The following is a 10,460-nucleotide window of genomic DNA, read 5'->3' as shown; positions in this document are numbered from 1 at the left end:
GCGCTCCGGGGCGATCCAACGCGACATTCGTCGCGAATGTGCACTCCGACGCGATCCAACGAGACATTCGTCACGAATGTGCACTCCGGCGCGGTCCAGCGCGACATTCGTGACGAATGTGCGGCGACCGCTCATTCGAGCACCGCCCGGCGCCCGACCGCGATGCGCCATGATGAGAGGCATGCGGATCGACGAGATCGCCCACTTCCGGGCCCTGGCCGCGGAGGGGCATCCCGCCCTCGCGGCCGAGACCCTCGGGGTCTCGCAATCGACCCTGACGCGCTCCCTCGCCCGCCTGGAGCAGGAGATGGGCGTCGAGCTGTTCGATCGCCGACGCGGCCACCTCGAGCTCAACCAGTACGGCGAGATCCTGCTCGCCCACGCCACCCGGGCCGAGTCAGAGCTCGAGAACGCGCGCGCACGGATCGAAGCGCTGCGCGATCCCTCCGGAGGGACGGTCTCGGTCGCCTACGTCTCGTCGTTCGGCGGCTGGCTCATCCCGCGCGTGATCAGCGAGTACCGGGCGCTGTTCCCCGACATCCGCTTCGTGCTGCACGGCGGGACGGCGGACACCGTGCTGGATGCGCTCCGCGAGGGCGCCGCGGACCTCGCCTTCCTCAGTCCCGACCCCCGCGATCCGGAGATCGAGTGGAAGCCGCTCACCGCGGAGCAGCTCGTGCTCGGGGTGCCGGACGGGCATCCCCTCGCCGGCCGGGACGCGGTGAGCGTCGCCGACCTCGAGCCGTACGACCTGGTGTCGTTGCGCACCGGCTCGGGGCTGCGTCACATCGCGGACGCCTACTTCGCCGCCCACGGCGTGGTGATGGAACCGGTCATCGAGGTGACCGAGCTCTCGACGCTGAGGGGGCTGGTGCGCGACGGGGTCGGCGTCGCGCTGATCCCGGACCTGCCCGCGGAGCCGGGGATCGTCGCGGTCCGGCTGCGCGACGAGGCGACGCGCATCATCGGGCTGGCGCGCAATCGCTCCCGCTCGCAGTCCGCGGCCGCGGAGCAGTTCGCGCGCTTCGTGCACGAGGAGCTCGACTCGCTCGAGTGAGGGCCTCGCGCCGGCGCGACATTCGTCACGAATGTGCGGTTCCAGCGCGTAGGGCGACATTCGTGACGAATGTGCGGTTCCAGCGCGCGTAGGGCGACATTCGTCGCGAATGTGCTCAGGTGTCGGCCGCGTCCTCCGCCGCTTCCTCGGCCTGCTCGCCGTGCTGGACGATGTCGCCGCTCTGGAAGAGGATCCCCTGAGCGGTCTCCCGCCACTGGGGCTTCGCTCGGAGGAGGAACTCCAGCTCCATGCTGAAGTGCTTGTACTCCTCTCCGAGCGAGTCGCGCATGATGGCCTTCGCCACCTCGTCCTTCTCCACCGCGATGCGCTGCTCGTACCAGCCGATCGCCTCCGCCTCCTCGGCCAGGCTGGCGCACATCCGGGCGAACGTACGGGTCTCTTCGCTGAGCTCGCTCGGCGGCTCGTGGTACTGGTCGGTGGACACCGGATCTCCTCCCGTCCTCGATTCGTCGAGGCACCGCCCCATCAAAAGACCGTCCGGCCCGTTAAGCAACCGGCGGCCCGCAGGAAACCGGACAGACATGTGCGTGTCAGCCCGTGCCGAGAGGATGCGCTCCTATAGTCGGAGTGCTGGGGGATCGTCTGCCGGACGTCGAGTCGTGCGCGCAGGTCGGGGGTCGACACGTCCCTCCCCGTCGGAAAAGGGGGTAAAGGGGTGTTCGACGGCCTGCTCGGCATCGATGTCGTGGACGGACCGGCGCCCATCGTGGTCTTCGCCGCTGCCGCGCTGCTCTTCGTCGCGGTGCTGCTGCGCCGGCCGTCGCGCGGGTGGCTGGTGCGGCTGGCTATCGCCGTGCCGGCCGGGCTGCTCGCCGCGGTCGTCACCTGGCTGGTCTGCATCCGGTGGCTCAACCTGTTCGGGGAGTCCCTCGGCTACGGCAACTACGCCTGGCTCGGCGCCGCCTTCGTCGCGGTGGCCATCGCGGTGGCGAGCATCCGCCGGCGGCCGCGCTGGCGCATCCCTGTCGCGCTCGGCGCCATCCCCGTGTTCCTCCTCGCAGCGGCGGTCGGGATCAACGCCAACTACGGCCTGGACCGCACGGTCGCGAGCGTCCTGGCCATCGCTGTGCCCCGGCCGCTGAAGCTCGCCCCTCCCGCGAACGCGTCGTCGCCCGAGTACGACTCGACGCTCTGGAAGCACTGGAAGCCGCCGGCGGACATGCCCGCGCACGGCACGCTCGGCACCGCGTCCATCCCCGGGACCGTCAGCGGCTTCCATGCCCGCGACGCCGGCCTGTACCTTCCCCCGGCGGCGCTCGTCGCGCATCCACCCGCGCTGCCACTGATCGTGATGATGATGGGACAGCCGGGCAACCCGGACCCAGAACCCATCGCCGAGGTGCTGGACGCATACGCGGCGACTCACCGCGGCCTCGCGCCCGTGGTGGTCGTGGCGGACCAGCTGGGCAGCCCGTACGACGACACGCTCTGCCTCGACACCGCGCGCTTCGGCAACGCGGAGACGTACATCACGAAGGATGTCACCGCTTGGGCGGAGAGGAAGCTGCCCATCACCCACGACCACCGGTTCTGGACCGCGGCCGGCTACTCCAACGGCGGGCTGTGCGCGCTGTCGTTCGCCATCGACCACCCGGAGCTGTTCAACAGCATCCTGGACATCTCCGGCGAGGAGTTCCCGGGCGCCGAACATCCCGACCGCACGCTGAAGGAGGAGTTCGGCGGGAACCAGCAGGCCTACGATGCTGCGAAACCATTCATCAAACTCCGCCACTTCACCCACGCCGGGATGACCGCGATCTTCACGGCGTGCCGCGACGACCCGGTGTTCCACCACGTCGCGATCCAGGCGCTGGCCGCGTCGCGCGGCGCGGGAATCGACAGCGCCTTCGTCGACGTCGCCGTCGGAGGCCACGGGCGGGGCGCCTTGATGGGCGGTCTGACCGGCGGGGTCAAGCTGCTGTACCCGCTGCTCGGCCTCGAACAACCGGGCTGATCCTGTGCGCCGGTGTCGGTGCCGGGGATGAGAATGGATGCGTCCCCCTCTGACCGGAGCCGATCACGCCACCCCTCATCGTCTTCCTCACGACCTGGTCGTTCGACCCGGCGGCCGCTGTTGTGCTCGTGGTGGCGGCCGTCCTCTACCTGGCCGGCGTCGCCCGCCTCCATCGGAGGGGCCACCACTGGCCGGCGCGTCTGACGGCGGCGTACCTCCTACTCGGGCTCGGCTCCTACGCGGTCGTGTCGTTCGGCTTCCTCGGAGCGGAGAGCGTGAATCTGCGGTGGGCCTTCACCACGCGGATCGCGCTCCTGCTCTTCGTCGTCCCCGGCCTGATCAGCATCGGCCGCCCGGTCGCGCTGGCGCGCGTCGCGCTCAGCGGCGACGGGCGTCAGCGGACGGACCGCTTCATGCGGTCCTGGCCGGTGCGCCTGTTCGGCAACGCCATCTTCGCGCCGGTCTTCGCGTGCGTCGTATTCCTCGTGTTCCTCACGCCGGTCGCCGCGATCCTGCGCGACTCGACCTGGTCGCAGTGGAGCATCTCCATCCTGACACCTCTCTGCGGCCTGCTCCTGGTGCTCCCGATCGCGGCGCACTCGGTGTTCCGGACCGGCTTCTTCGTGACGGTCGAATTCCTCCTGGCTTTCGTCGCGCTCATCCTGGATGCGATCCCCGGCCTGCTGCTGCGCCTGAACGACGCGGTCCTGGATCACGCGCCCGCGATCGCCGGACAGCTTCCGGCCTGGTTCCCGAACCCGTTGCACGACCAGCACCTCTCGGGCGACTTCCTGTGGTTCATCGCGGAGGTCGCCGACGTGCCGGTCCTCGTCATTCTGTTCATCCGGTGGATGCGGCTGGACCGGCACGAGGGCAAGCGGATGGACGACCTGACCGACGAGCAGATGGAGGAGCTGACCCGGCAGCACCTGCAGCAGCGGCCGTGACGGGGATGCCGGTGCGGTGATCGCTGCGGCTTCACGCGGCGCCGCAGCGCCAGCAGGCGCCCGGACCCTCGCGCAGCGCTCCGCACTCGACGCAGACCCGCGCGAGCCAGCACGCCGCGTCGCCGCCCTCCTCCGGCTCGTCCTCCGGGTCAGTCCCGGCCATCAGGCACCCCGGCGGCGAGCTCGGCGAAGACGTCCGCCGCGTCCTCGAACCGTGACAGACCGGCGCTCTGCCCCATCCACAGGGAGAGCAGTTCGGCGTCGCCGTTCTCTGCGGCGCGGCGGCGGAAGGTTCCGCTGAGGATGTTCTGCAGCGGGAACGAAGCGATCGCGCCGTTCTGCTCGATCGTCCGAACAGCGCGGTTCGGGCGCCCGCGCGCGGGACGCCCACTCATAGCTCGGGTGAGCACGGTGTCGTGGGCGGCAGCGGTCCGGATGCGCTCGCGGTGCGCTTCCCGCGCTGCGGACTGCCGCGTGGCGAGGAACGCCGATCCGACCTGGACGCCGTCCGCTCCGAGCGCGAAGGCCGCCGCGACGCCGCGACGATCCGCGATCCCGCCGGCCGCGATCACCGGAACGCCGACCGCATCCACGACCTGCGGGATGAGCGACAGGCCACCGACGAGACTCGCCTCAGGCGCATCCAGGAATGACGGCCGATGCCCCGCCGCTTCGAGACCGGAGGCGACGATCGCATCCACGCCGCCGGCTTCGAGCGCCTGCGCCTCGGGGACGGTGGTCGCCGCACCGAAGACGCGGATGCCGCGGCGGTGGGCCTCTTCGACGACCTCCGCGGACGGCACGCCGAAGACGAAGCTCAGGACCGCCGGCCGCGCCTCGAGAGCCGCCTCGAGCTGGGCGGAGAAGTCGGGCAGCGGAGCGACCGGCCAGGCCGGGGGCTCGATCCCTGCCGCCTCGAAGAGGTCCGCGAGACCGGCCACCGCAGCGTCGAACTCGGCGCGGTCGAAGGGCGCGCCCGGCGGCTGCTCCCCCGGGCCCTGAAAGGGCAGCCAGAGATTGAACGCGAACGGCCGGGACGTCTGCTCCCGCAGCTCCCGTCCCACGCCGGCGATGCGCTCGGGATTCAGGCCGTACAGGCCGAATGAGCCGAGCCCGCCCGCTTCGCTGACCGCGGCCGTCAGTGCGACGGACGACATCCCTCCGAAGGGACCGAGCACGATCGGCGTCTCGATCCCCACCTGGCGGCTCAATTCCATCCCGGACCTCCTCGATCGGCGGTCCCGGGCCGGCCGGCACGGGCCGCGCGTCGATCATACCCGCGGCCCGGTGCGCCGATCCGCGAGTTCACCCTCCCCGGGTGTCCATCATCAGCGCCGAGAGGCTCTGACGCGCGAACGCAGGATTCACCGGCCGGGCGACGACCGACAGAACCCGCAGCGCCGCACGCGGCACATGGCGCGGCGACCCGGTCCATCCCCGCTCGGCTTTGAGCCCCCGCGCGAGCTCCTTCATCGTCATCGGCTCCCCGGGAACCTCGATCAGCCGGCCGCGCTGGTCCGGATCGAGGGCCGCGCGGCTCACCACGGAAGCCACGTCCACGACCGAGGCGAACGGGATGGGCTGCTCGCCCCGGCCGAAGATCAGCGGCCGGCCCGAGTCCCCTGCCGTCTCGGAGAGGAGGCGGAGCCACAACTCCCGGTAGGCCGGCGCACGCACGATCGTCCACGGGACTCCGCTCGCGCGGAGGTACTGCTCGGCGGCATACTTCGCGCGGAACAGATCCACGGGATGATCGGGGGACGCGCCCGCTATGGACATCAGGACCATGCTCGCCGAAGCCGCCGCGGCAGCATCCACGAGGTTGGCGTTTCCGCGCTCATCCACCTCGGACGGTCCGGCGCCGCGACCTCCGAGGAAGCCGTGCATCGTGGAGACGACGACGTCCGCCCCCGCGACGACGGCACGCATGCGGTCACGGTCCCGCACATCCCCGTGCACCACCTCGACCGCGTCGTCGAACAGGGACCGTGCCCTATCGGTGTCCCGCGCGACCACGCGGACCTTCTCGCCGGCGGCGAGGAGGTCCTCCACCAGTGGCTTTCCCAGCATCCCGCTCCCCCCGACGACGACGATCATTGCGGGCCGTCCGCATGGAGCTCGGCGCGGACCGCGTCATCCACGGTGGCGTCGGCCTGATCCACCGGCTCGAGGTAGAAGCGGGCCGTGATCGCGCGGTCGTCCTTCAGGCCGAAGATGACCACCCCGCGCATCAGGTGCGCCGTGCCGTCGAGGCGGGTGCCGCTCATCTCCCACTCCGACCACACCTCGGACCCGTCGACGGCCTCACGCACGATGCGCGATCGAATGTCAGGGACGAAGGCGAAGATCTGCGACCAGTTCGCGCGGACCTGCTCGACGCCTTCGAAGGACCGCCCGGGATGGGCGGGAGTCTCGTTGCGATATCCCGGATCGAAGCAGTCCACGAGTGCGTCGAGGTCGTGGCTTTCGGTCGCCTGCTGGAGTCGGACGAGAAACGGATGTGCTGCAGTGGACATGTGTTCCTCTATTTCGTTACAGTAGTCTGTATCTATTCGTCGAGTATGGAGCGTGCCGGTGCGGGGAGTCAAGAGAAAATACGACGGATCGGGCCGCCGGGCGCAGGCCGCGAAGGTCCGGGAGTCGCTCCTCCAGGCCGCTCGCGACATCCTCCTGACCGACGGCTACGCCGCCCTCACCATCCCGAAGGTCGCAGATGCCTGCGGCGTATCGGTCGAGACGGTCTACAAGCGGTTCGCCGGCAAGGCGGCCCTGGTCCGCGCCGTCGTGCAGCACGGGCTCGAGGGCGCCGGCCCGGTCGCAGCGGAAGACCGCTCCGACGCCCTCAGCGCGGACGACCTCTCCGCCCTCCTCGAGGGATGGGGCCGCCTCAGCGCCGAGGTCGCGCCGCGCGTCGCGCCCATCCTGCTCCTCCTGGAGGCCGCGGCCCACCACGACCCCGAGCTGACCGCCCTCGCCCGGGACATCGACGAGGACCGGCGGACGCGGATGGCCGGGAACGCCACGCGACTTGCTGCGGCCGGCCACCTCCCGCCGACGGTGGATGTGGAGACCGCGACCGACATCCTGCTCACGTACAGCTCGGCCCAGCTCTACGACCTGCTCGTCCTCCGCAGCCAGTGGGACCTCGATCGCTACGCCGAGTTCGTCACCGTCGGAATCGCCGCCCACCTGAGTCCGTCACCGGTCGTCTGAGCGCGCCGGCACAACATTCGTCACGAATGTCGCGGGGCCGGGGCGCGCCGCACCTTGACGGCCAGGGCAGGCAGCGTACGTTCCGCACCATGGTGGGTCGACGACGGAGCCCCGAGGTGCCTCGGTGAGCACCATCACGTCGGGAGGCGTCGATCTCCACGCCCTCGCCGACGCCCTCACCTCCCGCGTCGACGGTGAGGTGCGCTTCGACAGCGGCACGCTCGGCGCGTACTCGACCGATGCCTCCAACTATCGTCAGGTGCCGATCGGCGTCGTCGTGCCGCACACGATCGACGCCGGAGTCGAGACCGTCTCGATCTGCCACGACCTGGGGGTGCCGCTGCTCAGCCGCGGCGGCGGCACCAGCCTCGCCGGCGAGTGCACCAACAACGCCGTCGTCATCGACTGGAGCAAGTACTGCGACCACCTGGTCTCGCTCGACCCGCAGGCCCGCCGGGCCGTGGTGGAGTGCGGCATCGTCCTCGACGACCTGAACGCCCTGCTCGCCCCGCACGGGCTCATGGTCGGCCCCAAGCCCGCGACCCACTCGCATTGCACGATCGGCGGGATGATCGGCAACAACTCGTGCGGATCCACCGCCCAGGCGTACGGGAAGATGGCCGACAGCGTTCGCCGGCTGGAGGTGCTCACCTACGACGGCGAGCGCCTGTGGGTGGGGCCGACGAGCGACGAGGAGTTCGCCCGCGTGACCGCCGAGGGCGGCCGTCGCGCCGAGCTCTATGCGGGCTTGCGTGCGATCGCCGACGAGTTCGGGGACGACATCCGGGCACGCTTCCCCGACATCCCGCGCCGCGTCTCGGGATACGGCCTGGATTCCCTCCTTCCCGAGCACGGGTTCGATGTCGGCAAGGCGCTCGTCGGGTCCGAGTCGACCCTCGTGACCGTCCTGCACGCCGAGATCGACCTCGTCCCGGTGCCGGCGGCGAAGACCCTGCTCGTGCTCGGGTTCCCCTCGATCACGGACGCCGCCGACGCCGCCCCCAGCATCGCCCCTTTCGACCCGACGATGATCGAGGGGATGGACGACCACCTCGTCGGCAACGAGAAGCGGAGGGGCAAGAATCCCGAGGCGCTGAAGCTGCTGCCGGAGGGTCGCGGGTGGCTGACCGTGGAACTTCCCGGCGCGAACGCCGACGAGGTCGAAGAGAAGGCGCGGCGGCTGCGGGCCACGCTCGCCGGACTCGACCCCGCGCCCCAGATCGCGCAGTTCGACGACGCGTCGCTGCAGCGGAAGATCGTCGAGATCCGCGAGGCGGGACTCGGAGCAACGGCCCGCGCTCCGGACGGCCAGGATCACTGGCCTGGCTGGGAGGACGCCGCCGTTCCGCCGGAACGGCTCGGGGACTACCTGCGCGACTTCGGCGACCTGCTGAGCGAGTTCGGCTACGACCGTGTCTCCCTCTACGGGCACTTCGGGCACGGCTGCGTGCACTGCCGCATCCCCTTCGAGCTGACCACCGAGCACGGCATCTCGGCGTACCGCGCCTTCATCGAGCGGGCAGCGAGGCTCGTGACCGATTACGGTGGTTCGCTCTCGGGAGAGCACGGGGACGGCCAGGCGCGCGGCGCCCTGCTGCCCATCATGTTCGGCGACCGGGTGATGGAGGCGTTCCAGCGGACGAAGGCGCTGTTCGACCCCGGCAACCACCTCAATCCCGGCAAAGTCGTACATCCCCTCCCGCCGACCGAGGACCTGCGCCTCGGCCCGACCTACCGGCCGAAGGTGGATGTGGCCCTCCACTTCTCGTATCCCGACGACGGCGGCCGGTTCGACAAAGCCGTGCTCCGCTGCGTCGGCGTCGGCAATTGCCGCAGCCACTCCGGGGACGTCATGTGCCCGTCGTTCCGCGCCACCGGCGAAGAGGAGCATTCCACGCGCGGACGCTCGCGGCTCCTGTTCGAGATGCTCAGCGGTCAGTTCCGTCCGGGGCCCATCGAGGACGGGTGGCGTTCGCCCGAGGTCCTCGACGCCCTCGACCTGTGCCTGGCGTGCAAGGGATGCCGCTCCGACTGCCCGGTCGACGTCGACATGGCCACGTACAAGGCCGAGTTCCTCTCCCACCACTACGAAGGACGCCTGCGGCCGGCCGCCCACTACACGATGGGATGGCTCCCGCTTCTCGCCCGAGCCGCCCGGGTGGCGCCCGCCCTCGTCAATCGGCTCGCCCGCCTCCCCGGTGTCTCCCGGTTGGGCAAGCGGCTCGGCGGTGTCGAGCCGGACCGGCCGGTGCCGCGCTTCGCGCCCGAGAGGTTCACCGACTGGTTCGCGGCGCGCCCGGCCGCGCCTGCCGCACCCCTCGGAGACGTGATGATCTGGCCCGACACGTTCACCGACAACTTCCATCCCTCGATCGGCCGGGCCGCCGTCGCCGTGCTCGAGGACGCCGGGTACCGGGTCGTGCTGCCGCCCGGCCACCTCTGCTGCGGGTTGACCTGGATCTCGACCGGGCAGCTGGGGGTCGCCGAGCGGATGCTCCGGCGCACCTCCTCGATTCTGGCCGAGGTCCTGGGCGACGACACGCCTCTCGTCGGACTGGAGCCGAGCTGCCTCGCCGTGTTCCGCTCGGACGCTCCGGAGCTCGTCCCCGACGACCCGGCCGTCGCCCTCGTCGCCGAGCGCGCGACCTCTTTCGCCGAGCTGCTCGAACGCACGCCGGACTGGTCACCGCCGCACATCGGCGGCTCCGCCGTGGTGCAGCCGCACTGCCATCAGCACGCGATCGGCGGCTTTGCGGCCGACCAGCGCATCCTGGACGACGCCGGCATCCACACCACGACCGTGGAGGGATGCTGCGGGCTCGCCGGCAACTTCGGTTTCGAGGCCGGCCACCTCGACGTCTCGATCGCGGCCGCGGAGCACGACCTCCTCCCTGCGATCCGGGAGGCCGGGCCCGGCGCCCGCGTCGTCGCGGACGGTTTCAGCTGCCGCACCCAGGTGGAGCAGCTCTCCGACGCCGCCCGGCCGCTGCACCTGGCCGAGGTCCTCGCCATCGCGCTGCAGGCGCGACGAGGACGACCGAGCGGTGTCGACCGGCCGGGCCGGACCGCTGAGCGCATCCCGGCGGCCGTCGTCGAGCGGGCGCTCGCATCGGAGCGGGTGCGACAGCGCTCCTGAGGTGTAGACGCACCGACGCTAGCGGAGGAGATCGGGTGCCGGATCTCCCTCGAATGGCGGTAATGGAGGAGATTCGAACGGGATCCGTTCGAATCCTGTCTCTTATACACATCTGACGCTGCCGACGACGGA

The 10,460-nt window shown here is 70.7% G+C and carries 10 protein-coding genes; 5 read left to right on the top strand and 5 right to left on the bottom strand.

Annotated features, from left to right (window positions below; genetic code table 11):
- Positions 1-181 precede the first annotated feature (181 nt).
- The gene (locus tag ACPYOG_RS05010) at positions 182-1,057 is read left to right on the top strand and encodes a LysR family transcriptional regulator (protein WP_481293152.1); all 876 of its coding nucleotides are present in this window, start codon (positions 182-184) and stop codon (positions 1,055-1,057) included.
- 115 nt (positions 1,058-1,172) lie between these two features.
- On the opposite strand, the gene ACPYOG_RS05005 is transcribed toward ACPYOG_RS05010, so the two are convergent.
- Positions 1,173-1,502, bottom strand: coding sequence for a ferritin family protein (locus ACPYOG_RS05005; protein ID WP_481293151.1), 330 nt, complete (start codon positions 1,500-1,502; stop codon positions 1,173-1,175).
- A 231-nt stretch (positions 1,503-1,733) separates the two neighbouring features.
- Between ACPYOG_RS05005 and ACPYOG_RS05000 the strand changes: the two genes are divergently transcribed.
- The gene (locus ACPYOG_RS05000) at positions 1,734-3,032 is read left to right on the top strand and encodes an alpha/beta hydrolase (RefSeq protein ID WP_481293150.1); all 1,299 of its coding nucleotides are present in this window, start codon (positions 1,734-1,736) and stop codon (positions 3,030-3,032) included.
- Positions 3,033-3,163: 131 nt separating this feature from the next.
- Positions 3,164-3,979 (top strand): cytochrome c oxidase assembly protein, encoded by an 816-nt coding sequence (locus ACPYOG_RS04995; protein ID WP_481293149.1) that lies wholly within the window; start codon positions 3,164-3,166, stop codon positions 3,977-3,979.
- Between the two features lie 31 nt (positions 3,980-4,010).
- Here ACPYOG_RS04995 and ACPYOG_RS04990 read toward each other — a convergent pair whose 3' ends face one another.
- From ACPYOG_RS04990 to ACPYOG_RS04975, 4 genes are all read right to left on the bottom strand, one after another.
- Positions 4,011-4,142, bottom strand: a complete 132-nt coding sequence (locus ACPYOG_RS04990; RefSeq protein ID WP_481293148.1) for a hypothetical protein — start codon at positions 4,140-4,142, stop codon at positions 4,011-4,013.
- A complete protein-coding gene (locus ACPYOG_RS04985) occupies positions 4,129-5,196 on the bottom strand; it encodes an NAD(P)H-dependent flavin oxidoreductase (protein WP_481293147.1) in 1,068 nt (355 codons plus the stop codon). Before ACPYOG_RS04985 ends, ACPYOG_RS04990 begins: the two co-directional genes overlap by 14 nt.
- 88 nt (positions 5,197-5,284) lie before the next feature.
- Positions 5,285-6,076 carry an SDR family oxidoreductase gene (locus ACPYOG_RS04980; RefSeq protein ID WP_481293146.1) on the bottom strand — a complete coding sequence of 264 codons (792 nt, stop codon included), beginning with the start codon at positions 6,074-6,076 and terminating at the stop codon, positions 5,285-5,287.
- Positions 6,073-6,495, bottom strand: coding sequence for a nuclear transport factor 2 family protein (locus tag ACPYOG_RS04975; RefSeq protein WP_481293145.1), 423 nt, complete (start codon positions 6,493-6,495; stop codon positions 6,073-6,075). Before ACPYOG_RS04975 ends, ACPYOG_RS04980 begins: the two co-directional genes overlap by 4 nt.
- Before the next feature lie 58 nt (positions 6,496-6,553).
- Between ACPYOG_RS04975 and ACPYOG_RS04970 the strand changes: the two genes are divergently transcribed.
- Both ACPYOG_RS04970 and ACPYOG_RS04965 read left to right on the top strand, forming a co-directional pair.
- The gene (locus ACPYOG_RS04970) at positions 6,554-7,192 is read left to right on the top strand and encodes a TetR/AcrR family transcriptional regulator (protein ID WP_481293144.1); all 639 of its coding nucleotides are present in this window, start codon (positions 6,554-6,556) and stop codon (positions 7,190-7,192) included.
- 124 nt (positions 7,193-7,316) lie between these two features.
- Positions 7,317-10,328, top strand: coding sequence for an FAD-binding and (Fe-S)-binding domain-containing protein (locus ACPYOG_RS04965; RefSeq protein WP_481293143.1), 3,012 nt, complete (start codon positions 7,317-7,319; stop codon positions 10,326-10,328).
- Positions 10,329-10,460: the final 132 nt, after the last annotated feature.

The organism is Leifsonia sp. HAY1-4F (genome assembly GCF_056755275.1).
The sequence above is the reverse complement of the archived record's forward strand: the minus strand, read 5'-3'. Positions and strand labels throughout refer to the sequence as shown.

Bases quoted from the DNA above. Each gene is read 5' to 3' on its own strand.
- ACPYOG_RS05010 (WP_481293152.1), top strand. From the start codon at position 182: ATGCGGATCGACGAGATCGCCCACTTCCGGGCCCTGGCCGCGGAGGGG.
- ACPYOG_RS04990 (WP_481293148.1), bottom strand. From the start codon at position 4,142: ATGGCCGGGACTGACCCGGAGGACGAGCCGGAGGAGGGCGGCGACGCG.
- ACPYOG_RS04985 (WP_481293147.1), bottom strand. From the start codon at position 5,196: ATGGAATTGAGCCGCCAGGTGGGGATCGAGACGCCGATCGTGCTCGGT.
- ACPYOG_RS04980 (WP_481293146.1), bottom strand. From the start codon at position 6,076: ATGATCGTCGTCGTCGGGGGGAGCGGGATGCTGGGAAAGCCACTGGTG.
- ACPYOG_RS04975 (WP_481293145.1), bottom strand. From the start codon at position 6,495: ATGTCCACTGCAGCACATCCGTTTCTCGTCCGACTCCAGCAGGCGACC.